The organism is Acinetobacter sp. GW821-FHT01C12, assembly GCF_059422625.1.
Map to the genome: position 1 here is coordinate 87,954 of NZ_JBWKXD010000011.1, position 24,990 is coordinate 112,943.

At 38.5% G+C, this 24,990-nt stretch carries 25 protein-coding genes and 1 riboswitch; of the genes, 9 read left to right on the top strand and 16 right to left on the bottom strand.

The window, feature by feature from the left end; all coding sequences use genetic code 11:
* Window positions 1–5: 5 nt before the first annotated feature.
* The 6 genes from AC07WY_RS18610 to AC07WY_RS18635 all read right to left on the bottom strand — a co-directional run bounded on the left by AC07WY_RS18610 (window position 6) and on the right by AC07WY_RS18635 (window position 6,873).
* The gene (locus AC07WY_RS18610; RefSeq protein WP_419335949.1) at window positions 6–1,463 is read right to left on the bottom strand and encodes a protein adenylyltransferase SelO; all 1,458 of its coding nucleotides are present in this window, start codon (window positions 1,461–1,463) and stop codon (window positions 6–8) included.
* A gap of 77 nt (window positions 1,464–1,540) precedes the next feature.
* Window positions 1,541–1,870, bottom strand: a complete 330-nt coding sequence (locus AC07WY_RS18615; protein ID WP_004725953.1) for a DHCW motif cupin fold protein — start codon at window positions 1,868–1,870, stop codon at window positions 1,541–1,543.
* 96 nt (window positions 1,871–1,966) lie between these two features.
* Window positions 1,967–3,130 carry an acyl-CoA desaturase gene (locus AC07WY_RS18620; RefSeq protein WP_004725954.1) on the bottom strand — a complete coding sequence of 388 codons (1,164 nt, stop codon included), beginning with the start codon at window positions 3,128–3,130 and terminating at the stop codon, window positions 1,967–1,969.
* Between the two features lie 359 nt (window positions 3,131–3,489).
* On the bottom strand, window positions 3,490–4,212 hold the full coding sequence (locus AC07WY_RS18625; RefSeq protein ID WP_494736901.1) for a glycerophosphodiester phosphodiesterase: 723 nt from the start codon (window positions 4,210–4,212) through the stop codon (window positions 3,490–3,492).
* A 113-nt stretch (window positions 4,213–4,325) separates the two neighbouring features.
* Window positions 4,326–4,904: a cob(I)yrinic acid a,c-diamide adenosyltransferase gene (locus tag AC07WY_RS18630; RefSeq protein WP_262087002.1), complete on the bottom strand. Its 579-nt coding sequence runs from the start codon at window positions 4,902–4,904 to the stop codon at window positions 4,326–4,328.
* Window positions 4,905–5,013: 109 nt separating this feature from the next.
* Complete coding sequence (locus AC07WY_RS18635) at window positions 5,014–6,873, bottom strand: TonB-dependent receptor plug domain-containing protein (protein WP_494736902.1); 1,860 nt, start codon at window positions 6,871–6,873, stop codon at window positions 5,014–5,016.
* 36 nt (window positions 6,874–6,909) lie between these two features.
* Window positions 6,910–7,117: riboswitch (cobalamin riboswitch) on the bottom strand.
* A 142-nt stretch (window positions 7,118–7,259) separates the two neighbouring features.
* On the opposite strand from AC07WY_RS18635, the gene AC07WY_RS18640 reads away from it, so the two are divergent.
* The 8 genes from AC07WY_RS18640 to ygiD all read left to right on the top strand — a co-directional run bounded on the left by AC07WY_RS18640 (window position 7,260) and on the right by ygiD (window position 14,575).
* Window positions 7,260–7,910 carry a phosphoribosylanthranilate isomerase gene (locus AC07WY_RS18640; RefSeq protein WP_262086999.1) on the top strand — a complete coding sequence of 217 codons (651 nt, stop codon included), beginning with the start codon at window positions 7,260–7,262 and terminating at the stop codon, window positions 7,908–7,910.
* Window positions 7,894–9,135 (top strand): tryptophan synthase subunit beta, encoded by a 1,242-nt coding sequence (gene trpB, locus AC07WY_RS18645; protein WP_004725964.1) that lies wholly within the window; start codon window positions 7,894–7,896, stop codon window positions 9,133–9,135. The genes AC07WY_RS18640 and trpB overlap by 17 nt, the downstream gene beginning before the upstream one ends.
* A 152-nt stretch (window positions 9,136–9,287) precedes the next feature.
* Entirely contained in the window at window positions 9,288–10,007 is a 720-nt protein-coding gene (locus tag AC07WY_RS18650) for a CPBP family intramembrane glutamic endopeptidase (RefSeq protein WP_494736903.1), read from the top strand.
* A gap of 9 nt (window positions 10,008–10,016) precedes the next feature.
* Complete coding sequence (locus AC07WY_RS18655; RefSeq protein WP_494736904.1) at window positions 10,017–10,550, top strand: DUF1543 domain-containing protein; 534 nt, start codon at window positions 10,017–10,019, stop codon at window positions 10,548–10,550.
* Window positions 10,551–10,750: 200 nt separating this feature from the next.
* Window positions 10,751–10,939, top strand: a complete 189-nt coding sequence (locus tag AC07WY_RS18660; RefSeq protein ID WP_262086996.1) for a hypothetical protein — start codon at window positions 10,751–10,753, stop codon at window positions 10,937–10,939.
* 342 nt (window positions 10,940–11,281) lie between these two features.
* On the top strand, window positions 11,282–12,925 hold the full coding sequence (locus AC07WY_RS18665) for a nitrite/sulfite reductase (RefSeq protein ID WP_004725972.1): 1,644 nt from the start codon (window positions 11,282–11,284) through the stop codon (window positions 12,923–12,925).
* Window positions 12,918–13,403, top strand: coding sequence for a DUF934 domain-containing protein (locus tag AC07WY_RS18670; RefSeq protein ID WP_056512359.1), 486 nt, complete (start codon window positions 12,918–12,920; stop codon window positions 13,401–13,403). Before AC07WY_RS18665 ends, AC07WY_RS18670 begins: the two co-directional genes overlap by 8 nt.
* Window positions 13,404–13,708: 305 nt before the next feature.
* Window positions 13,709–14,575, top strand: coding sequence for a 4,5-DOPA-extradiol-dioxygenase (gene ygiD, locus AC07WY_RS18675; protein WP_035371919.1), 867 nt, complete (start codon window positions 13,709–13,711; stop codon window positions 14,573–14,575).
* A gap of 183 nt (window positions 14,576–14,758) precedes the next feature.
* Here ygiD and AC07WY_RS18680 read toward each other — a convergent pair whose 3' ends face one another.
* The 4 genes from AC07WY_RS18680 to AC07WY_RS18695 all read right to left on the bottom strand — a co-directional run bounded on the left by AC07WY_RS18680 (window position 14,759) and on the right by AC07WY_RS18695 (window position 17,818).
* Complete coding sequence (locus tag AC07WY_RS18680; RefSeq protein ID WP_494736905.1) at window positions 14,759–15,379, bottom strand: rhomboid family intramembrane serine protease; 621 nt, start codon at window positions 15,377–15,379, stop codon at window positions 14,759–14,761.
* 83 nt (window positions 15,380–15,462) lie between these two features.
* Window positions 15,463–15,903, bottom strand: coding sequence for a VOC family protein (locus tag AC07WY_RS18685; protein WP_494736906.1), 441 nt, complete (start codon window positions 15,901–15,903; stop codon window positions 15,463–15,465).
* Window positions 15,904–16,046: 143 nt separating this feature from the next.
* A complete protein-coding gene (locus AC07WY_RS18690; protein ID WP_004725982.1) occupies window positions 16,047–16,982 on the bottom strand; it encodes a mechanosensitive ion channel family protein in 936 nt (311 codons plus the stop codon).
* Between the two features lie 14 nt (window positions 16,983–16,996).
* On the bottom strand, window positions 16,997–17,818 hold the full coding sequence (locus tag AC07WY_RS18695) for a DUF432 domain-containing protein (protein ID WP_004725984.1): 822 nt from the start codon (window positions 17,816–17,818) through the stop codon (window positions 16,997–16,999).
* Window positions 17,819–17,929: 111 nt separating this feature from the next.
* On the opposite strand from AC07WY_RS18695, the gene gspE reads away from it, so the two are divergent.
* Complete coding sequence (gspE, locus tag AC07WY_RS18700) at window positions 17,930–19,417, top strand: type II secretion system ATPase GspE (RefSeq protein WP_004725986.1); 1,488 nt, start codon at window positions 17,930–17,932, stop codon at window positions 19,415–19,417.
* A gap of 602 nt (window positions 19,418–20,019) precedes the next feature.
* On the opposite strand, the gene AC07WY_RS18705 is transcribed toward gspE, so the two are convergent.
* From AC07WY_RS18705 to AC07WY_RS18730, 6 genes are all read right to left on the bottom strand, one after another.
* Window positions 20,020–20,445: an organic hydroperoxide resistance protein gene (locus AC07WY_RS18705; protein WP_004817050.1), complete on the bottom strand. Its 426-nt coding sequence runs from the start codon at window positions 20,443–20,445 to the stop codon at window positions 20,020–20,022.
* Between the two features lie 89 nt (window positions 20,446–20,534).
* The gene (locus tag AC07WY_RS18710) at window positions 20,535–20,972 is read right to left on the bottom strand and encodes a MarR family winged helix-turn-helix transcriptional regulator (RefSeq protein ID WP_105714376.1); all 438 of its coding nucleotides are present in this window, start codon (window positions 20,970–20,972) and stop codon (window positions 20,535–20,537) included.
* Window positions 20,973–21,059: 87 nt separating this feature from the next.
* Window positions 21,060–21,884 carry a carbon-nitrogen hydrolase family protein gene (locus AC07WY_RS18715; RefSeq protein WP_494736907.1) on the bottom strand — a complete coding sequence of 275 codons (825 nt, stop codon included), beginning with the start codon at window positions 21,882–21,884 and terminating at the stop codon, window positions 21,060–21,062.
* Between the two features lie 32 nt (window positions 21,885–21,916).
* Entirely contained in the window at window positions 21,917–22,441 is a 525-nt protein-coding gene (gene gigB / locus AC07WY_RS18720; RefSeq protein WP_016539397.1) for an anti-anti-sigma factor GigB, read from the bottom strand.
* A gap of 113 nt (window positions 22,442–22,554) precedes the next feature.
* Window positions 22,555–23,523: an RsbU family protein phosphatase GigA gene (gene gigA, locus AC07WY_RS18725; RefSeq protein ID WP_004725998.1), complete on the bottom strand. Its 969-nt coding sequence runs from the start codon at window positions 23,521–23,523 to the stop codon at window positions 22,555–22,557.
* 123 nt (window positions 23,524–23,646) lie between these two features.
* Window positions 23,647–24,600 (bottom strand): MlaA family lipoprotein, encoded by a 954-nt coding sequence (locus AC07WY_RS18730; RefSeq protein WP_419335967.1) that lies wholly within the window; start codon window positions 24,598–24,600, stop codon window positions 23,647–23,649.
* Between the last annotated feature and the right edge of the window lie 390 nt (window positions 24,601–24,990).

Genomic DNA, 24,990 nt, shown 5'->3' on the forward strand with positions numbered 1-24,990 from the left:
TTTGATCAAGACGAACAACTCACCATCACTTCAGGAACATCACTTGGTAAAGGTGCTAAGTCTTTGGCTGTTTCTAGATCTATTTGTTTGGTAAATGGCTGACTAAGCAATTTAAATAGGCGATCAACCTCAGAAAAATCATCACGTTCAGCCTGTTCAATGGCTGTTTGTAGCATATGATTTCTTAAAATATAGACTGGATTGGCCTTTTTCATTTCCGCATCAAGTTCATCAATATCTTGCTGCTCACGAATATTGTGATATTGCGTCAAGAAGTTTTCAAATTGAAAGTGATCTAGGCAATCATCTTTAATGGCTTCATATTCTTTATTCTGTAAGCGAAGAAAACTGTCGGTATAGTCGAGTTGCTCACTTTGTAGAATTCTTAAAAATGCCATACCACAATCAAAACTATCTTTGTGGAAGCTGGGTAGTCCAAGTTTTTGGCATAGCCCATAGGTATAATGTTCTAGAAAGGTCGGTTCAAAATGCTCTAAACATTCGACGAGGTCTTGCTTAAATTGTTCTTTATTTTCTGCTTGTGCCAGTGGAATTAAATTGTTTAACCAATTCCATAAGTTCCAATGTGCAATACTCGGTTGGTTTTGGTAGGTATAACGACCATTGTAATCACTATGATTGTTGATCCAATTGGGACGGAAACGCTCCATAAAACCATAAGGGCCAAAATCGAGGGTAGAACCTGTAATATTGAGATTATCTGTATTCATAACCCCATGTGCAAAACCCACCAATTGCCATTTTGCGATCATGACAGCGGTGTTTTGAATCACTTGCGTTGCAAATGCTAGAACAGTGTCTTCAAACCTTTGCTGTTCAGTACTCAAACATTGTGGATAGTGCCATTCAATACATTTTTGGGTAAATTCAGTGAGTAATTCAGGCTGATATTGATTAATCCATTCAAAATGCCCTAAACGGATGTGGCAATCCGAAGTGCGTAACATCATTGCACCAAGTTCAAGTTTTTCTCGTTGTATGCCTTGGGTTGAAGAAGTAAAGCCTACGGAATTGCTTGAAGGAACTCCTAGTGCATTGAGTGCATGACCCGCTAGATATTCACGAATCACAGAACGTAATACAGCACGTCCGTCTCCCATACGAGAGTAGGGGGTTGAGCCTGCACCTTTTAAATGTAGGTCAATGGTTTGACCTTTTCGATTTAAAATTTGCGCTATCAATAGGCCACGCCCATCCCCCAATTGACCTGCCCATTGTCCAAATTGATGCCCTGCATAAACCATGGCAAGGGGATGAAATTCAGCAAAGGTTTTTTGTCCGCTACAAATCTCGACCCATTGGGCTTTTTCATCTTCAGACCATTGTAATTCATCCGCAAGCGCAGCATTAAAATGCCCAGCCTTTGCACCTTTCAGTGGGCTAGGCATTTGCTCATGGTAGAGCTTTGAATCGAGAGATGGATAACGTGGGGCAAATTGCATAGCGATCGGTCACAATGGTTTTACTTGTCCCTCTCAATATAGCAAAGTTTTAAGCTGTTGAGATAATGTCGACTGTTTTAGTCGACAATAAATAGCTTTGCACCAAATGCGGTAGAAGAACGATGCGCTTCAGCTTGGTCTGCAACTTGATAACTCATCCCTGCTTTTAAGGTAAAGGTACGTCCATCATCAAGTTCAGTGTGCAACTCACCTTCCAAGCAAAACAGGATATGACCTTTTAAACACCAGTGGTCAGCCAAATAATCGACAGAATATTCGACCATTCGCACTCGAATATTGTCAAATTGCTGTGTGCGCCAAAGTGCAAAGCCTTGCTCACCCTCATGGCGCGTTGTTGGAACTTCTGCCCAGTTGGTAATGCCAAAGGGGATGTTATTAATTTGCATATTATTTTCTCTCAATATTCTCAGTATGAATGCCTGTAAAAAATGGATAAAAGAAAAGCCCCTTTCGGAGCTTTGCTTTTGATGTGTATTGAGAATTTAAGAAACAACGTTCTTTTTGATTCCACGCATCAATGTTTCTAAACGTTCACGATGGAAAGCAAGTTTCTGTTCGACCAATTGGAAATCAACTTTAAGTTTGACATCCATTTGGTGGATCTTTTCAGCAACAGATGCTTTTTTCGCTTGTAGCTCTTGTTCTTTTAATGCAGCCCAATCATTTAATGTATTGGTGAATGCTTCATATTCTTGCGATACTTTTTGTTTCATCGCGATAATATCTGCATTGACGTTATGACCATAAATCGCTAAATCCTGTTCAGCATATTTAAATCTCATCGCCAATTCCGCTTTTTTGATATTGAAGCTTGGGATACGACGTAGGTTCTTGGCTAAACCGATTTTAGAGCACGACCAAATCAACCATTTTGTTGGATCATATTGCCACCATTTCACACCATTACGATAATCGTATTGGAAAATATGGTGATAGTTATGATAACCCTCGCCCCAAGTTGCAATGGCAAGAACAAAGTTATCACGTGCAGTATTTTCGTCAGTATAAGGACGTTTGCCCCACATATGGCAGAGTGAGTTGATGAAGAATGTTACATGATGGCTAATGATTAAACGGAGCAAACCACCTAAGAGTAATACGCCCCACATGTCACCTACAGCCCAACCCAGTGGAACTAAAATCGCAGCATGTACAGCAATCACAAGTGGAACATAATACTTGTCTTGGAACATAACCACTTTGTCATTCAACAAATCAGGTGCATTTTTATAATTTGATTCAGCAGCAGGATAATTACGTAACATCCAGCCAATATGAGCGTACCAAAAACCATTGTTAATCGAATACGGATCTTGATCTACATCATCCACATGGCGGTGATGGGTACGGTGACCAGAAGCCCAGAACAAAATACTGTTTTGAACAGCAAAAGTTCCCATGATCATCAAAATGATTTTAAGTGGTAAAGTCGCTTCGTATGCACGATGTGCCCACAAGCGATGATAACCTGCAGTAATACCTAAACTACTGAGACCGAGTAAAACGAATAAACTAATCCAAGCTGCCGCACTAAAATCATGGTGGTAGGCATATAAAGGGATCGCAATTACTGCCACAAGGGGTAAAAACACCAAGGCAAAAACACCGATCCAATTTATTGGGGCTTTGGGTAGGGGAGCATTCATCTCCAACAGCACTCCTAAGAACCTTAATCAGGTAAAGTTAAACGCATAGCTTCAGCATTTTTCTAGGCTATACTTTCACAGATATTATCATGGGCGAACATGTGTTCACTAGTATTAGTGTACATCTGTATTGTATAAAACAGTAACAGAATAAAACATGAATTCTAGCGGTTTGATCGAAAAAAATGAATGGTTAAAACGTCGTATTTAAATGTCAAAATAGTGTAAGAATTTTTCTGCCTTATCCAATTTGATTTTTAGGGGGTTAGACAATTGATTCTCAAGTTAAATTTTAATTTTGGGACTCTCTAAAGTTCAAAATAAAATTCTACTTTATTGTGTTATTAAGGGCGTTTGAGTTATTGAATTTGTGCTAAGGCAAGCTGCATCATTTTGGGGAAATCAGTAATTAATCCATTGATCCCCAAATCTCTTAAATGCTTAGCACGCTCAATATCATTGACAGTCCAAACACTGATGTCCAAATCTGCACGCTGAGTTGCTTGAATGAGCTCATCTGTTGCCAATTGATTCATCCATCCAATCTGGCAGCATCCCAGTTGTAATGCCTGTTCGATCGCACGTTGTTGGATGTCATCTTCAATCAGTAGACCACGTTTAAAACTTGAGTTTTGCTGTTGTAAGGCTTGATGTATTTTTAAATCAAAACTGGTAATCACTGCAATATTTTCAAAACCTTGCAGTTGTTTTTGTAATTCGATGATGAGTTTTTCAGCGTGTTGCAATGTTTCTACAGCTTTCACTTCAACTTCAATATGCTCAAAGTCCTGCATAATCTTTAGGCTTTGGCTTAAGGTTGGGGTAATTTGTTTTTCCCAATCCATCCAGATATTGGCTTGGTTATAGGCCACTAATTCAGCGCTGTTTAAATCATACAGTGCTTGATCTATTCCAGTTGTTCTTAAAAAATTATCATCATGCATGATAATGAGTTCATCATCTTTTAATTGTCGAACATCGAATTCAACTGCACGGATACCTAAATCGTGAATATATTGAAATCCAGCTAGGGTATTTTCAGGTGCTTCACCACGCGCGCCACGATGTCCGATAATTCTCATAATGAACTCACATACTCACTTTCATCTGTATAGTAATCGTTTAAGTCTTACTTTTAGCAATAACTTGACTTTATCATACTGTTAAAAAATTACTTTTAGACAGTGATTTATCGTTAAATCGTGTCATTGATGTTCTTTTGCCAAAGCACTTCACTACCGCCTTCTGCGCGTTGTAAGGTGCGTGAAGCTACAAAAAACCAGTCGGATAATCGGTTAATTAATTGTAGAGCAGTTGCTTGAATATTTTGATCACGACTGTGTACAGTCATTAAGCTACGTTCTGCTCGACGACATACAGCACGTGCTTGATGTGCATAACTACATGCTAAAGTTCCAGAGGGTAGAATAAAGTCTTTAAGCATTGGTAAGTCTTCATTCATTTTGTCGATTTCCTTTTCAAGAAATTCAACACAAACTGGTTGGAGCAAGTTGTAGTTAGGAATACAGACTTCACCACCCAAATCAAATAGCCAGTGTTGAATCAAGCTCAGTGATTTATCCCAATGGGCTTTATCGACGATGTTACTCATTGAAATTTGTGAACGTAATACACCAACAATAGAATTTAGTTCATCTACATCACCGAGAGCGGTAATACGTAAGTCATCTTTCGCTACGCGAGAACCATCTCCTAATCCTGTGGTACCTGAATCGCCTGTACGGGTATAAATTTTACTTAAACGATGTCCCATAATTTTGTCCTAGATAAAAATGAAAAGATAGAGAATAAAAAAGGATAATGTCGGTCAAAACATTATCCATAAACTGCGCTGTTTTAGATATTTTTTTTGGGTGTCGCTTTTAGTAGCGGAAAGTTACCCCAGCAGATGCAAGTCGACCACCGTTGATGTAGTAAACACCACTACCGTTGTATGCTGTCTTATAATTAACATCACCAATGTTTTCAATATTGGTAAAGAGTTTAATCATTGGAGTCGCTTGCCAGTAAGCATTGACATTAGTACTAACATAACCAGGCGTTGTGGTTGGTGTAGTCGATGGATAATCTGCAAAATCTTTTGAATTAGATTTTGCGACGACAGATGCAGAAACACCATATACGCCATCATCCCAACCTGTAGTTAGAGTTAAACTTTGGCGTGGTCGGCGAGTCAAATCTTTTTTAGTTTCATCATCTTTTGCTTGAACATAAGCATAAGTTGTAGTTAAAAAGAGTTTATCTTGTTGCCATTTAAATGAAGCTTCACCACCAGTAAAGGTTGCTTTATTTACGTTAACTAATTTACCCGCCTGATAACTAATCAGGTTGTCTACTTTATTGCGATAGATAGATAAACCTAAATCAATATTATGATTGAGTTTTTGATCGACACCGATTTCATAAGAAAAGCTTTCTTCTGGTTTTAAATCAGGATTTGCTCCCCAAGAAATTGCATATAAATCATTGGTTGTTGGTGCACGGAAAGCTGATCCTACATTTGCATAGATGCTTGTAAGTGGTAAAACTTGATAACGGACAGCACCTTGACCCACTGTGTGTGTACCAAACTTATCGTTGTCTTCTACACGAATACCGACTTGAGTTTCTAGACCATTGTGTTGATATTGATGCTGTGCAAAATAGCCAATAGTATCTACAGATTCTTTGTATTTAACATCTTGTCCGCCAAACAGATTTTTCGAATAAACATCACCTTTAATATCTTTAAAGGTTGAGCCGAATAAAATGTTTTGAGCAGGTGTCAGTTGCCATTTTGTATAGAGCTCAGCTTCTTGGGTTGTACTATGTACATAATCTGGAGAACTATTTTGCTCAATATTGTCTTTAAATTGCGAAAGTCGGGCATGAAGTGCGACATTATCTAAAATATCGACTCGACCTTTTACATTAATGATTTCGTTTTTAAAATCTTGAGAAACAAGATTACCGTAATTGTCATAATCGCTATAGCCTTGATTTTCACTATAATCGACTGAGGCTGCATAGCGCTCTTTTTCAACACCTATTTTTGCACTATAACCCTTTTGATCAAAACTTGCTTTCTTGTTGTTTTTTGCATCTGTTACAGGAGTACCATCAGTTTCTAGGCGTTGTCCACGAACTTGAGCATAAAAACCATCTTGAGCAAGATCAGCACCAATTACTGCTTTATAGGTGTTATTTTCACCCATTTCACCAGTAACAAAAGCACCCGTTTTTTCAGGTGTTTTGGAAATCAGCTGAACTACACCACCAATCGCATCAGCACCATATAAAACTGATGCAGGTCCTTTTAATACTTCAATTTGTTTAATATCTGTTGTATCAATAAAAGGTAAAGATGCAGAGCCAGCAGTATTTGAGTTTAAGCGAACGCCATCTCTTAAAAGTAAAGTATGGTTAGAGTTTGTACCACGTAAGAAAATAGCAGCTGTTTGTCCATAGCCACCGCTTTGTACCATATTGATTGATGCATCTGTTTGTAACAGTTGTGGTAAAGATGCAATTGGTGATTGTTCAAGAATCTTCGGCTCAATAATATTGATTCGAGCAGGAACTTCACTGATTTTTTGCTCAGTACGAGATGCTGTGACAACGATTGTATCAAGTTTCGAATTTGCTTCTGAATTTGAAGAAGTATCTGCAAAAGCAGTAGAAGATAACCCCATCGCAATAGCGACAGCACCTACAAGTGCAGTAGGTTTAAAAATAACAGACATGATATGCTCCATACATTCACTCCCCGTGAATGATTGAGTTTAAGGGCACAACAAGCTGGTATCCGGACTTAAATATAGAACCTAAAGCGGTTCAGATTATTCCACCTTCCCACAAAACATTGCAGTGGTGTAAGTCTTTTGACTTATTAAAGAATAATATTTTCATTTTACCGTTGCGGGGGCAGTGTTGGATTTCCACCAACTTCCCAAAGCCTTAAGCTAGACTTGTTGCATTTGTGTGCAGTATAAAGTTTGTTTAGTGTATAAACAATGTAAAACAGATAATCCTATAGAACTTTAACGCAAGTGAATAAATTTGCTTTACAATGATTTGCTTAAAATACTGAAAAAATCAGTTTGATCTGAACAAATTCGAGTTCAAAGCTATGCGTACCCGTGCCAAAATTTGTGGGATTACACGACCACAGGATATTCAAGCTGCTGTACAAGCAGGTGTGGATGCGATTGGTTTTGTGTTTTATGAACCTAGTCCACGTTATGTCACGATTGAATTGGCTCAGCAATTGGCACAACTTATCCCACCGTATATCAACATTGTTGGATTATTTGTTAATGCCAGTGCACAAGACATTGCACAAGTATTAGAACAAGTGCCTTTGGATATTATTCAGTTTCATGGTGATGAAACTGCACAACAATGTCAGCAGATCGCACAGTATAATAAGCGCCGTTGGTACAAAGCCATTCAGATTAAACCTGATGCAAAAAATTCAGATATTATTACGACAATTCAGCAATACCAACATGCTGGCGCGAGTGCTATGCTTTTAGATGCATGGCATCCTGAACTGAAAGGAGGGACTGGACACAGTTTTGACTGGTCTCAATTCCCTAAACTCGATATTGCTTTAATTTTGGCAGGTGGTTTAAAACCTGAAAATATTGAAGACGCTATACAAACGACTCAAGCGTATGCAGTCGATGTCAGCGGAGGCGTAGAATCCGCAAAAGGTATCAAAGACCAACAACTCGTAGAACGATTTATGCAAGGAGTCCAACGTGGATCAGCAAAGTAATCAACAAAATAGTGTGATTGACTATACCCAATTCCCAGATCAAAACGGGCATTTCGGTATCCATGGCGGACGTTTTGTGTCAGAAACTTTAATGGCAGCTTTAGAGGATTTAGAGAAACTCTATTTCCGTATGAAAGATGATGCGCAGTTTCTGGCAGAATTCGACCGTGATCTCGCTTATTATGTCGGACGTCCTAGTCCGCTTTACTATGCTGAGCGATGGTCGAAAGAGTTGGGTGGTGCGCAAATTTATCTTAAACGTGAAGACTTAAATCATACAGGCTCACATAAGGTCAATAACACCATTGGTCAGGCGCTACTTGCGAAGCTTTCTGGCAAAAAACGTATTATTGCGGAAACGGGTGCAGGTCAACATGGTGTGGCGACTGCAACAATTGCCGCGCGTTTAGGTCTTGAGTGTGTGGTATTCATGGGTGCTGAAGACGTAAAACGTCAGGCCATGAATGTTTACCGTATGCGTTTGCTTGGTGCAACGGTTGTGCCTGTAGAAAGTGGTTCTAAAACATTAAAAGATGCCATGAACGAAGCGATGCGTGATTGGGTAACCAATGTAGATTCGACTTACTACGTGATTGGTACGGTTGCAGGTCCACATCCATATCCTCAATTGGTACGTGATTTCCAGTCGATTATTGGTCGTGAAGCACGTAAACAAATTCAAGAGCAAGCAGGTCGTTTACCAGATGCTTTGGTTGCATGTGTCGGTGGTGGTTCAAATGCAATGGGCTTGTTCTATCCATTCTTAAATGATCAAGATGTCAAAATGTACGGTGTTGAAGCAGCAGGTTTAGGCATTGAAACAGGTAAACATTCAGCGCCATTAAATGCAGGTCATGTTGGTGTTTTACATGGCAACCGTACTTATTTAATGTCAGATGAGCAAGGTCAGATTATTGAAACACATTCAATCTCAGCAGGCTTGGATTATCCTGGTGTAGGTCCTGAACATAGTTTCTTAAAAGACATGCATCGTGTGAATTATGTGCCAATTAATGATACAGAAGCACTTCAAGGCTTCCGTGATTTGACTCATATTGAAGGGATTATTCCTGCATTGGAAAGTTCACATGCAATGGCTTATGTGACTAAACTCGCGCCAACAATGTCGAAGGATCAAATTATTATTGCGACGGTATCGGGTCGTGGTGACAAAGACTTAATGACTGTTGCGCGTATTGATGGTGTTGAAATGGTTGAGATGTAATTCATCTTACTCGATCAATTTAAAAGCCTCTTTTATAGAGGCTTTTTTATTTCTGGACTAGACAGAATCATGGGGAAACTCTACAAAAAGCACATGGAAATCATGAGCTAAATTACCCAGAATTTACCGAAAATAATCGGTTAATTTTTTATATGCGTTTTTTACAACGGGTTCGAGCTGAACCTTTTCCTGAAAAAATTGTCTGGGGATGGAAAGACACATTTGCGATTTGTATCATCCCTTTAATTATTTTAAATGGCTTTATTTTAGAAAAAATATTTGGAATCTCGATAGCTGTTAGTCTGGGCGATACCATTTTAAGAGGCGTGCTGTTTATTTTAGTGTGCTACTTATATAAGGAAATGTTGCTTACACATTGGCAAAAGTATAAACAGGCCTTTTGGCGCTCAAGTGTCTTGGTGGTGGTTGGTGCAATCGTGCTACAAGTGGTGATCTCACTGACACGTCAGCTTTTACCCCTCGGGCCGAGTACACAAGAAAAAGACCTGATTGATCCTGAACATATTCCTTTTCTCAGTCTGTTGGTGATTAGCTTGGGGCCACTATTTACTGCGCTTTTAGAAGATACTGTGTTTCGCTATACTTTATTGCAAAAGTTATTTATCCAACCGTGGTTATGGCGCATTGTACTGATTATATTGAACTCTATATTATTTGGTCTGATCCATTATCATAATTTTGATGGAAATTTAATCGCGACAATCAGCTTTATGAGTGCAGGTTTATTTTTAAATCTGATCTATTTGTGGACACGCAATATTTGGCATGTATTACTCATTCATTTTTTGAACAATGCCGTATTATCTGTGGGTGGAATTTTATTATTAAAACTTGTTCAAACATTAACTTAGTGACTGAATATGTCTAGTTTATTTATCGTTATGTTGGGTGGTCGTCATGCACGTGCCAATGTTGAAGTTCATGATGTGGTTCTTGCCGTAGGCGATTCGCTTGAAGATGTTTATCCTCAATTAAAAAATGCGTGGTTTGGTGAGCAACAGGGTTTACACATCGACGCATGGCAAAAATTACAGGCTTTAGTGTTTGAAAATAAGAAATATCAAATACATTTTACTGATGCGCAACCCAATGCATCAGATCAGAAGCTTTGGCTGATTAATTTAGGCGGCTATGATGCAAATGAGTTCGGTGAGTTACACCGCTATATCCTGATTGTTGCTCAAGATGCGATTGAAGCGAAAGCCAAGGGTAAACAGTATTTTGCAGGGCATTGGCAAAAACCACACACTGATCGAGTTTTAGAGGTCGATGATTGTCTGGCGATAGATCAGGTATATGGCCGTTATGTGCAATTGATTGAAGTAGATTTGAATGCTGATTTTCATACAGAGCTTGACCAAAGTGTTTGGGAGAATACCTATTTGACTATCTGAGTTGTCATCGCTTGATCTGCTTAAAAAGGGCGCTGTATTGCAGCCTTAAAAGATTAAGCGGATCTTAATTTTAAAAAATTGACATCAATCATTGCATTGCTCTCTCATAATCTAGTTAGTGTAACAACAGAAACTTCGCAATGTTTTCAACAAGTTTACATAGACTAAAAACTCAAACAAAACACTGCGGAGTGTGATCAATGAGCGGTTTATTAGATGAGTTAGGTAAAATTGCAGGTGCAGTGATTGCTGAGCAAAGTGTCGATAAGTTAGATCCTGATGCTGGCTTTCTAGAAAAAGCAGTTGGCGCATTTGCAGGTTATGAAGCCGCAAAAATTGCCGAAGACAAACTAGAAAATAGTGATGAGCAGCAGAAACCAGAGGATTAATTCAAAATTGGTAAACCCAGCTTTGGGCATTGATCTTAATCAATCCTGTATAAGATAAATTAGCTACAGGGTTGAATAAGTTTAGTATTGAGATGATAGCTGTGATCAAAGAGAGGGCATATTCGATATGCTCTTTTTTATTATCTAAAATAAAGATAAGCAATGAAGAAAAACATCCATAACGTAATAAAAGCATGCTTTGCCCGTAAAGCATTGCCAATTCGATCTTTGCACAATGCTTATCAATAAAACCGCTATAAAATATGGAAAAAAAGCATTTCTTTGATAGATCAATACTCGTTATATTGTGCATCGTTATAATGAAACTACTAGCTGTACGCCATGTATTTATATACTGATTTCGATCAGCAACTGATCAATGAACGTGTTGCACAATTCCGTGATCAAACGGAACGTTATTTAGCTGGAAAACTCACTGAAGATGAGTATCGTCCATTACGATTACAAAATGGTTTATACGTACAGCGTTATGCGCCAATGCTACGTATTGCTGTACCTTACGGTTTAATGAACTCTAAACAATTACGTAAAGTTTCAGAGTTGGCCAAAGAATATGACCGTGGTTATGCACACGTTTCGACACGTCAGAACATTCAGTTTAACTGGCCTGCGCTAGAAAATGTGCCTGATATGCTAGAAGGTTTAGCTTCTGTTCAGATGCATGCGATTCAAACTTCAGGAAACTGTATCCGTAATACCACAACTGACCAATATGCTGGTGTTGTTGCTGGGGAAATTGCAGATCCACGCCCAACGTGTGAATTGATTCGTCAGTGGTCTACATTCCATCCTGAGTTTGCATTTTTACCACGTAAGTTCAAAATTGCAGTTTCTGCACTTGAAGAAATTGATCGTGCAGCAACTTCATTCCATGACATTGGGGTGTATTTAACTCGTAATGAAGCGGGTGAGTTGGGTTATAAAATCAAAGTGGGTGGTGGTCTAGGCCGTACACCTATCATTGGTTCTATGATTCGTGAGTGGTTGCCACGTGAAGATTTAATTGCTTATTTAGAAGCGGTTCTGCGTGTTTATAACTTGCATGGTCGCCGTGACAATAAATATAAAGCTCGTATTAAAATTTTAGTTAAAGCATTAACACCACAAGTTTTTGCTGAAAAAGTTGAAGCTGAATTTGCTGAAACAATTAAAACATTGAAAGTTCAACCTGAAATTTTGCAAAAATTAGACGAAGAGTTTATGCCGTTTGATTATCAAAATTATGCAGATGAAGATTTCAGTGGCTTATTTGCTGAATATCCAAAGTTTAAACAGTGGTTCAATATCAATACCAATGCACATAAAGTTGCAGGCTATCGTATTGTCACTATTTCACTGAAACGTGCGGGTATTGCACCAGGTGATATGACTGTTGAAGAAATGAATTTGATTGCAGATCTTGCAGACAAATATACATTTGGAGAATTACGGACCACACACGAACAAAATATTTCATTGGTTGATGTACCACAGAAAGATTTATTTGAATTGTGGCAAACGCTTGAAAAGAATAATCTTGCTCGGGCACATATTGGTTTTATTACCGATATCATTTGCTGCCCAGGCGGTGACTTCTGTTCATTGGCAAATGCCAAATCTATTCCAATTTCTGAAGCCATTACACGCCGTTTTGATGATTTAGATACAGTCTATAACTTAGGCCATATCGACTTGAACATTTCAGGTTGTATGAATGCTTGTGGTCATCACCATGTCGGCAACATCGGCATTTTGGGTGTGGACAAAAAAGGTGCTGAATTCTATCAAATTACCTTAGGTGGAAATGCAGACCATGATGCTTCAATTGGTGATATTTTAGGACCATCATTTGCAGCAGAATCTGTACCTGACATTATTGATGAAATTTTAAATACTTATCTTGATCTTCGTAACGAAGGTGAAGAATTTATTGAAACTTATCGTCGAGTGGGTATTCAACCATTTAAGGAGCGCGCATATGCTTAATACCGCACTTCAAGTCCTCTCTAAAGATGGCACTGTTGCAGACAATACCTATCAAATCATTGCTGAAGATGGTGTATTGCCACAAGGTGATGTGTTGTTGACTGTTGAGCAGTTGGACCAGCTTGCGAATGTGACGGGGAAAAAAGCACTATTTCTTACCGTAGATGCTTCACCTGAAACCAATGCGTTTCCATTAGATCAGTTAGATGCGATCTTTATTGATTTTGCTGGTTTTAATGATGGTCGTGGTTATTCATTTGCTGCGTTGTTACGTCGCCAAGGCTATACAGGCGATCTTCGGGCAACAGGCGATGTGTTTAAAGATGTTTTGAACTATATGAAGCGTTCTGGTTTCGATACTTTTGTTGTAAAAGAAGGTAAAGATATCCATGAGGCAGCAGCAGGTTTAGGTGATTTTACTCATCCTTACCAAGCCTCTACAGCTGTACCAAAAGCACATTATCAAACAGGTGCTTGATTGCTCTAAGTACTGATTTTGAAATGAAAGCCGAACGAAAGTTCGGCTTTTTATTGTTCTCAAGTTAAAGCTGGTGTAGCCATTGCTTATTATGAATATGATTTCAATGATATAAATTGGTATTCGGCTTTATTTGTATCGTGCCCAAATCAACATTGATTCAACATAACATCATTAGGTCGTAAAACCTTCTCTACTTAAAAGCATTTACCAAAAAATCATCGTTGCATTTTTGCAATGTTGTAGGCTGGAAAAGTCTATATATCTACAACAATGAACAGCAGATAATTAAACAAAGATGATTCATGGTGGATGAAATGTTAAATCAAACAATGGGTGACTTATCGCTACTCAAAGGCTGGAACGCAACTTTACCCAATACTGAAGTCATGCCTGTACTATTTTTGGGACATGGTTCACCCATGAATGCGATTCAAACCAATGATTTTACCCGTACTTGGAACAGCATTGGTGCAGAAATGGACGTACAGCCCACAGCAATTTTATGTATTTCCGCACATTGGCTTACCCAAGGTGGTACTGCCGTCACTGCAATGCAACAACCGAAAACCATTCATGATTTTGGTCGTTTTCCTCAAGCTTTGTTTGATGTGCAATATCCTGCTACTGGAAATAAAGCTTTGGTTGAGGCAACAACTGAAGCAATTCACAGTATAGAAATTCATCATGATCATAGTTGGGGATTAGATCACGGAACATGGGGCGTGTTATGTCATGTATTCCCACAAGCCAATATTCCTGTTGTTCAATTGAGTGTCGACTATAGTCAAGGTGCCCAATATCATTATGACTTGGCTAAACAATTAGCGCAGTTACGTCGTAAAGGGGTATTGATTGTTGCCAGTGGTAATCTCGTACATAACCTAAGCAAAATTGCCTTTGATAAATTTGATGATCATTATGGTTATGATTGGGCTTTAGAAGCTGATGCAAAGATGAAAAATTTCTTAGCCACGCATAACCATCAAGCTTTAATTGACTGGCAAAAGCAAGGTGCTGAGTTTTTATTGTCGATCCCCACACCTGATCACTATTATCCGATGTTATATGCCTTAGGCTTACAGGAAGAGAAAGATGAGTTACATATTTTTAATGATCAAGCCGTTGCTGGTTCATTAACCATGACCTCATTTCGACTTGATCAACATTAATTTCAAATGTTAAGAATATAAAAGTTGGGTCTAAGGATTCAACTTTTATAGTATTGATGAGATTGAGTTAGTCGTATTTATTCTCTCAAGATAGAACGCTTTTAAGATCATTGCGCAATTTTCAAATATTGAGGTCTTACTTCCTTACAGAGAAGTTTAGATATCACTGAATCCATATGAAATTTAGAATAATGGCGAATTAATAAATTTATAGAAAAATGCTGTAGCTAATGATGGTTCTAACAGTAAAGGAAATAAGAAACCATAGATTGCACCAGCAATATGCGCGCGGTGGTCGATTAATGGCGAATGTCCTGAACGGATTGCATACAGGCTATAGCATAAATAAATCGTCCCAAAAATAATTGCGGGTACAGGTAAAATATAGATATAAATCATGCTCCAAGGGTTAAACAGAATCGCACTAAATAACACTGCATTAACGGCACCCGAAGCCCCTAAACTTCGATAGGAATTTAGGGTTCGATTATGCAAATAGCTGGGAATCGCAGCAATGATGATGGCGCTACAATAAAATAAGACAAAGCCCATACCACTTAAGTAACCACGGAAAAACCATTCAACATTTCGCCCAAAGAAGTACAAGGTAAACATATTGAAAAATAAATGCATACCATCTTTATGGATAAAACCATGGGTTAAAAATCGATCATATTGACCATGCTTAATCGCTGAAACATTGAAAATTAAACGATTCATTACATTGCGTTGTTGCCAAGCAATAAAAGAAATCGCAAGTGTGATTAAAATAATCAGAAGGGTATGGGTAAGACCAGTGATCATATTGTTATAAATGACGTTGTTATCGTAATAGCAATATAACCTATATCATTGTCAATCAATAGGCTATCGCAATATTCTGTTCATTATCCTTCATTCAGTTGGCAGTTCACCATCCAGCGAATACCAAACTGATCGGTGAAAGCACCATATAAAGCACCCCAAAATGTAGGTTCTAGTGCCATTTCAATATGACCATTGGTAGAGAGTGCTGTAAATAATCGCTGAGCTTCATCCGCTTCGTGAGCTTCTAAGTTGATTGAAATATAATGGTTGGTGCCTTTGCTAAATGGCGCACTATTAGGTGCACAGAACTGCTCGCTGGTGTCTGAACCCATCAATACAGTAAATTCATTAATCGGCAGAGAAACATGTAAAATATAGTTTTTCTCTTGGTCTGGCACTTGGACATCGGGCAGTTCGGAATAACGTTTTAAAAATGAGAATTCACCGCCAAAAACAGATTTATAAAAATTAAAAGCAGCTTCCGTCTGACCTTGAAAGTTTAAATAGTGATTAAGTTGCATTGTGATTGTCCATTTTGTTGTTTTGAAGTGATTAATTTATCAGCTCATGGTTTAAAACTTGATGAATATTTTGTAATTGAAAATAAAAATCCCTCAATCATAAATGAGGGACGCTTGTTTTCTAGATTATCGTTTTGGTCTGCTTAAAGCTGTTTATCTTGTTGTTGCTCTAATTTTAAATCCTGCTTATTGGCATAACCGTCAATATCTTCATTTTGAAGAACTTCATTTGGATTTGGACGATCTACAAAACCAATTTTAGGTACAGGAATTTCAATCTGATTTTCCACAAAACGATTGCGGATTAACTCATGAATTTCATCTTTGACTTGTAAGTAGTTTGCTTGCATACACCACAGCGCAAATAAAATTTCAATGGAGGATTCTCCAAAGGCAGAAACAGTTACACGCGGTTTAGGATCTGCTAATACCAACGGGTAATCGTTGGCAACATCAATTAAAACTTCACGGACTTTATTGATGTTCTCATTAAAGTTAATTGCAACTGTAATCGACAATCGCCGTATCGGAAATTTTGATAGGTTATGTACGGGGGCGCGAATCAATTGCTCATTGGGGAGGCGTACATAGACATTGTCCATGGTCAAAAGTTTCACTGAAAGTAAGTCAATCGAAATCACTTCACCTTCAATGGTATGTCCACGAATCAGGGTGATTTGAATCGTATCGCCAACTTCGAAGGAGCCTTCGCCAATTAAAAATAAACCACTAATTAAGTTCGATGCAGAAGTTTGTGAGGCAAAACCCAATGCAACAGTTAAAATCCCTGCTGCGCCTAAAAATACGCTGAGTTTAAAGCCCGCTTCTTTTAAGCTGGCAATCACAAACAGTAAGAAAATAAAATAAAAAATACCTCTACGCCAAACCAATCGTTGATGCGCATTAAAGCGCGCACCGATGGTACGGATAAAAGTGTTGGAAATGACGCGTGCCAGTACAAAACCCACAAAGCAAAGGATCAGAGCAACAGCAATTTCACTTAAGCGGTCGACATTTACATTGGTAAAGATGCCTTTTAGGCTATTGGCAATGTCTTTGGGAATATTGGATTCAGCCATTTTTACCTCATCCCTTAGAAAAATGAATCAAACATATTGAACAAAGCGCCGCCTGGTGAGCGTGGCGGATGTACATAAATTACTTCGCCGGCTAAAGGTGGTGTACGATTTTCAATTCTTACACGGGCAGGGCGATCATTGCCTTCATAAACAACCTTGATTTGTGATGTCCATAAACGTCCTGTGCTTTCACTATAAAATAAAGGCAGTGCAGGAACTGGTACATTCATACGGTCAAATCGAAGCTGATGACTACTGACATTGTGAAAATCAATTGGTGTTACTGCACGAAAGGCACGTGGACGTAATAAATTTAATTCGGTACGACCGTCAACTGAGGTGGCATAACACATTTCACCTGTGCGGTGATCAGGGCCAAACCATGTATCCTTAGGTAAAATTACAGGAATATCAAATAAGGGTTCTTTTTGGGCTTGCACAAAACCTGAAATCCACAGAGGTGTACTGATATAGAGTGTGCCGCGTTGGCCTGCCGGAATATAAATTGGATCGACAGGACGAATCACCACAGAGCGGTCAGCTAAACGCGGCATGAGTTGAAATGCTTTATGGGTCTCGCGAAACATATAGCGTTCAACATGTACAGGTTCAGGAAAACCAAAATTTACATCATGGATTTTATGCCATTGCTGCTCATAATCATATTGGAATTTTGGACGATAATATTCCAAGCGCCATTCTTGTAAACCACGAGTAATGCGCATCATCATAGAACCAAATTGCCATGCTTTGGATTGGTTCAATTCAAACAGTTGTTCTCCCCACCACTTTAAATCAGGGAGTTCTGGTTCCAGATGTTCTTTCTTCTTAGACAAAAGTGTTTATCCCATTCATAAAATCATCATCAAATCTTTAACAAACAGACTTCACGCTGTCATGAGCATAGAGTACACTCAAAGCAATTTAAATCATTAATATAAGTTGTAATGCAAGTTCTCAAACAATTACAAATACCATATAGTTTTGCAAAACGGCATGGAGTGCTGTTGCGTTATGAAGGTGATCAAGTTTTTATTGTTCGCCGTCAGGATACCGCACAAATTGCGATTCAGGAAGCCCGCCGCTATCTCGGTCGTACAGCACAACATCAATTATGTAATGAAACTGAGTTTAATCACATGCTCAGTTCAAGCTATGCTGGTGAAACGGGCGAATCGCAACAGGTTGCCGCTGGTCTTGAAGATCACCCTGATCTATTGAGTCTGGCCGATCAGATTCCTGAAACTGAAGATTTGATGGATCAGGAAGATGATGCACCAATCGTGCGACTCATCAATGCTTTATTGTCTGAAGCGATTCGAGTCGGGGCTTCTGATATTCATATTGAAGCTTTTGAAAAGAAACTATCTGTTCGCTTACGGGTAGATGGGCAATTGCGTGAAATCGTACAACCTCGTCGTGAACTTGCGCCATTGTTGGTATCGCGTATTAAGGTTATGGCAAAACTCGATATTGCGGAAAAACGTATCCCACAAGATGGTCGTATTTCTTTACGTCTTGCAGGACGTGAAGTCGATGTCCGTGTTTCAACCTTGCCATCGTCGCATGGTGAACGTGTCGTTATGCGTTTGTTGGATAAACAAGCGGGTCGACTCAACATGACTCATTTGGGTTTAATGAAGCCTGACTATGAACGTTTAACGCAATTGGTTCATCGTCCACATGGCATTATTCTAGTCACTGGCCCTACAGGTTCGGGTAAAACGACGACTTTGTATGCTGCGCTTTCTGATTTGAATGATGGTTCTAAAAATATCCTCACTGCTGAAGATCCAATTGAGTATCAACTTGAAGGGATTGGGCAGACTCAAGTGAATACCAAAGTGGATATGACCTTTGCCCGAGCGTTAAAAGCTATGCTTCGTCAAGATCCAGATGTGGTGATGGTGGGTGAGATTCGTGATTTGGAAACGGCTGAAATCGCAGTTCAAGCGTCTTTAACAGGTCACTTGGTTTTGTCTACACTACATACCAATACTGCAATTGGTGCTGTGACCCGTTTAAAAGATATGGGGATTGAACCCTTCTTATTATCCAGTTCATTGATTGGGGTGATTGCCCAGCGTTTAGTTCGGACATTGTGTTCTCATTGTCATACATGGCGTGAAGCAGATGACTTTGAAAAAGATGTGTTTAAACCTGTGAGTTTAGAATCGAATTTAAAACTGCCTGTGCCGAATGGTTGTGATTTTTGTTCCCATACGGGCTTTACAGGACGTACTGCGATTTATGAAATTGTACCGATTGATGAGCAGATGCGCCGTTTGATTCATGGTAATGCAGCAGAATATGAGCTTGAAGAATATGCCCGTAAAGATGCAGGTTCAATTCGAGATGATGGTTTACGTAAAGTATTGGCGGGTAAAACTACAATGGAAGAGGTTTTACGTGTCACCAATGAAGCGGCTGAGTAACTGAAAACTATTTGTCTAGCTTTTTAAATTTTTCTCAGAGTATGCTTTAGGCTTTATAATTTAAGCTATAAATTCTATAGAGCCTTTAGTTACTTTTATAAGTATAGTTTCTGGTTGATTCTCAGGTGTTAAAATAATCTGCTTATTTATTAAATTCGAAATATTAATCATGTAGTTAATGATTTTTTAATGATCTTGTAGCGAATTAATTTCTTCTGGATTAATATCATTTTCAATTTTGTCTACTAAGAACAAATAATTATTGATTTGAATGTTATCTAAATAGAGATTTACATGTGAACATAGATAGATTGTGGGTGTCATTCAAGCACTCTTGAAGGACTTCAAAATTAATTTGATTCTCATTCTTTTGTGTCTGCTGGTTAAACCATTTGATTTTATAATTTTCATTTACAAAGACAGTCCATTTTTTAGGTCGTCAATATTAGTATCGAATATATAAAGGTTTCTCTGAGTACCATCGCAATAATATATTTTATCTTTTAGTTCTGCCCAGTACATAAAAAGTCAACCAGAAAAATAAAAGTAAGCATTACCCCTACCTAAAAATAACTTATTTTTAGGTAGGGGTAATCATAACATTAAACAATCACATTTAATGTCACATCAATATTGCCACGAGTCGCATTTGAATATGGGCAAACGATATGTGCAGCATCTACTAATTTCTGTGCTTCTTCTTGCTCTAAACCTTCTAAATGAATATTTAAAGTCACTTGAATACCAAAACCAGTAGCGATTGGACCAATACCAACATCACCTTCGATATAAACATCTGGGGTAATTTTTAAATGATCACGATTCGCAACAAACTTCATCGCACCAAGGAAGCAAGCAGAATAACCTGCTGCAAAAAGTTGTTCAGGATTGGTACCGCCACCAGCACCACCCATTTCTTTAGGCACTGCTAATTTAACATCTAAAATTCCGTCTGATGATGTTGCACGACCATCACGACCGCCAGTTGCTTTTGCATGTGCTGTATAAACCACTTTTTCTAAAGACATCGGAAATCATCCATTTTTGATTGCGTTCAATTATATCGTATACGATATAAATATTTAAACAAGTAGCGTTTGTGTAAAATTTGATAACTTTATTTTGAAATGTTTTCGCGTAAGTTTGAAAGAAGATCTTTCAATTGAGTAATGCTGTCTAAATCACAGGCACTGGCTTGAGCAACTTGTAATGGAATATCCACGGCTTTTAATTTTAGCGCATGGCCCTGAGCAGTGAGGCTAATAATCACTTGACGTTCATCTTTCGTAGAACGTTCGCGGTTAACAATACCATTACTTTGTAATTTTTTGAGTAAGGGGGTCAGGGTAGATGATTCTAAAAAGAGTTTTTCACCGATTTCAGACACAGTTAGACCATCTTTTTCCCAAAGCACTAACATGACCAAATACTGTGGATAGGTCAGTCCTAGTGGTGTGAGTAATTTACGATAAAGTTGATTTAATGCTAAGTTTGTAGAGTAAACAAGAAAGCAGAGTTGATGATCAAGATTTAAGTTTGAATAGTCTTGTTGCATGCTTGTCTCGTGAAGATATTACGCCTCACAAGTATAACGTTGTTTTGTCTTGTTCAGGAAATAAAAGTCATTAATGGCAATACAGACTTAGAATGACATCAATTTGCGATGTTGCATTAAAGGCATTGTTTCACGAATTGAGCGCTGCTCATTCAAGTCAAAAGGTACCGTCATCAATTGCGCGCCTTCTGCATCTGTAATCGCTAAAATCTGCCCACGACTATTGGTTGCGCCAGCATGTCCCCAAGTTTGACGTTTTTCACCATGCCAACCTTGTTGTGCTGCACCTAAAACATGACATTGACTGTCCATCGCACGTGCTTGAAGTAATAACTGCCAATGCATTTGACCTGTGGTATAGGTAAATGCAGCTGGTGCAGTCAAAATATTTGCACCTTGTGCTCTCAAGGTGAGTGCAAGTTCTGGAAAGCGTAAGTCGTAGCAAACCATCAAACCAATTTGTCCAAAAGGTGTTTTTACGACAACAACATCACTGCCTGGTTCAAAAAACTGAGATTCTTGATACCCACCAACAGCATCCCCCACTTGTACATCAAACAAGTGAATTTTGTCATAACGTGCTTCAGTGCCTTCTGGACTGATACATAGGCTGACAGTACGAACTCGACCGTCAGCAATAATTGAACCATCTGGACGGAAAGGGCAAGGCAATGTCCCTGCAACAATCCATATTTGATAATGATGTGCTAAGTTTTCTAAACGCTTTTGAATTTCTTCAAAACGTGCAGCAGTTTCCCGTTGTTTACCTGCGGCAAAGCAGACAAAATTTTCAGGAAACACAATCAAAGAAGCTCCATCAGCTTTACTTTGTTGTATCAACGACTCAATCACACTGAAGTTTGCTTCAATGTCATTTTGAGAGTTCATTTGAACAACGGAAAGTAAAGTCATGGGCTATCCCTGATAAAGCAATTTTGAAATTATTAAGCGTTTTGCTGGTTTGAAGATACACATTCCATTGTATCTTGCTGCTTTTCAAGTTGTTTAACTAATGGCTCGAACATATTTTGGTTGTTTTCATTGAGCTTCATTAATGTTTTGTGTGCATCGAGAACGGTACACAGCATTGTGCTGTGATTAACATTATCGTCAATCAAAGCATTGGTGCACACTTGAGGGTCACCACAGTAATTTAAAATGACAAAAACCTGCCCTAAGCCCATGCTATTGGCTAGAGTGGTAATATCTGGATTTGTGGACAGCATCACCGCTTGGATGTGGTGTACTTGTTTCAACTTTAAGCCAAGCTTGGCAAGTATTCCAAGAACTGTACTATCAATAAATGTGGTTTGGGTTAAATCAACAATTGCGCCAATGACGTTTTTCTGTTGTTCAATCCTTGCCAAAAGTTTGTCTAAACTAATACAAGATTGGGCTCGCACTTCACCAATAAGTTTGAAAATATGCGTTCCATTCAAGCTTGCATATTCAACATGACCTGTTGACATATAAATGCCATTTGCAGAGAAGGATAGGAAAATTATCACATAGCGCAAGTCTATACTCAAGCGTTTGCGTATAGGTTATTAGTCTAATTTATTATATGTATTTGATTGTATTGTTAATTCATTCTGCGGAGACTGAGGATTGCAATGTCATCTGCTACATGTTCTGGTGCGCGGAATGATTGATTTTGCAAATGATAGACCAATTGTGAGAACTGTTCATTCAAACCACCTGAGAATGGTTCAAGGGCACCATCAGAACAAATAATGAACCGGGCATGCTTGGTTAAGGTACATTGAAATTCTTCAACCTCTAAGTCTTCTGTGAGTCCTAAAGGAAAACTGCTGGTATTCAAGACACGAGGGGCTTGGTTGGGTTCAAAAATGATGGGGGGAGGGTAATGTCCCGCACTTGACCATTTTAAAGCATGTGTTTCTAAATTTAGAATGCCAGCTAACATCGTGATATGTTTTTCAATATTTTCTTGAACCAGCATACCATTGAGTTTTTTAATCAACTCCCTTGGTGTTTTCGAGCGACCATGAAAGGCAGCCATCCAAGATGTCAGTAAGGAGCTGGTTACCCCATGACCCGATACATCGGCCAAATAGAACATGATTTCTTTATCACTGATTTTCCAGTAGTCATACCAGTCACCTGACAAATACGCAGAAGGCTGGAAAAGCGTTTCAACTTTATAGTTTTGCAGTTCAATTGGATTTGGAAGAAGTTTCTTTTGTAGTTCTGCGGCAGAAGGTAGGTCACGGCTATCTTGATTACGTTTATATTGTGCATCAATTTTTAATAAAGAATCTTCAAGATTGGCTGGAAGCTTGGTCCAGATCCAACCAGCAAGAGCGCCAAGTTCCCATGCTTGAGAAAGTTCGCTTCCTTCATTTTCTTGTGCAATGACAATGGTAGGCAAAGCCCATTGGTATTGTAAAAAATCGTGGACGTCTGCAATTGCAATAATTGTTGGATCATAACGATGAATGTCTTCAATGGTAATCATCTGCAAGCTAGGAAGCGTATCTAATACTTGTTCTAAGCTTGAAATTTGGCGACTGGGTTGAATGAAATACATAGAAGAAATGAATGATCCTTAATCGGTATAAAAGCATTATCCAGTAGATTTACTATAGATGACACCACAATGCTAGTAAAACCATATGAATTACTAGCAAATAAGTTTAACAAAATATTGTGGTTATTTGTCTGCGTTTGTATCAGTAGGATGATTGCTGTCGTCCTCATCATCATCTACAAATGCGACAGCTTCCTGTCCACGGCCTTTTTTCTCAGCAATTTGGAATGCTAAACGTTGTAAATAGATATCGCGAATTGCTGAGTAACGATCACCTTGCAATACACTTTCAACATCTAGAAGTTTAGAACGGGTATTAATCCCACCTAAAGCACGATTACTCCAGATTAAACCTGTTTGATGGTTGTTATCCATTGGATAGGTAAGCGGATTGGCATAACCTTCAGCAACATAATCAACTGAGTGACGAAGTGTGCTTGGCCCTAAGATAGGCAGCATGACATATGGACCACTTGGAATACCGTAGTAACCTAATGTGGTACCTAAGCTTTCTTCTTCAGTTGCTAAACCTAAGCGAGTTGCAGGATCAGCTAAACCTAAAGAGCTGACGGTGTTAATGGTAAAACGACCTAGAGACTTGGCTGCACGACTAAAACGCCCTTGAGCAAGTTGGTTGACTGCATTCCATGGTTCACTTAAGTTTTTACGAAATAAACTATATGAAGAACGTACATCACCAGGCACTTTTGCTTTGTACTGAACAGCAATAGGTCGAGCAACATTACGGTCGATCATGTCATTAAATGCATAAATTTCACGGTTCAATGGTTGTAGTGGATCTTTTACAGCATCTGGTTGTGCTGCATTGGCATTCACTTTTAAGTCATTTTTTGTGATGTTTTTAAGCTCTCTAAGGGCTTCAATTCTTGGGTGTTTAGAAGCTGCTTCGTTTTCTAGTGCTGAAGAATTCTCTTGAGACGACTTATCATCTGAATCAGAGTTTGTAGAAACAGCATTGTCCGAATTCTCTTGAGCAGATAATTCGTCTTGAGCAAATACATGGCTAGTCAGACCAATGCTAAGTAAACAAGCCCAAAGTACATGATAAGGACGCATAGAATTCCTTGAAATATTCTTAAAGTAAAAGTAGTCGATAACGATATAGCTATATTAAAGACTTCATAATCGTATTCTAACAGTAGTTATTGCATATGTATTAAAGCAAATTTGATTAAAAAGTGTGAATAAATATGATAAACGAACATTATTTGTTCGAACAATTAAAATAATTAAAAAAAGGGGTTGTGTTGGTTATGGAATGCTGTAGAATGCACATCCATCGGCGGTGATGTTAAATAAAACTTCTGATAAATCAGGTACTTGATTAAGTTGTTAAGATTTCGAATTGAGATTTTAAGATGAGGTTAGGGTTGGGTTTGTTAGAAAAAATAATTAACATTATTGATTGACTTTTTAGAGATAGAGAGTAGTATAGCCGACCTAGCT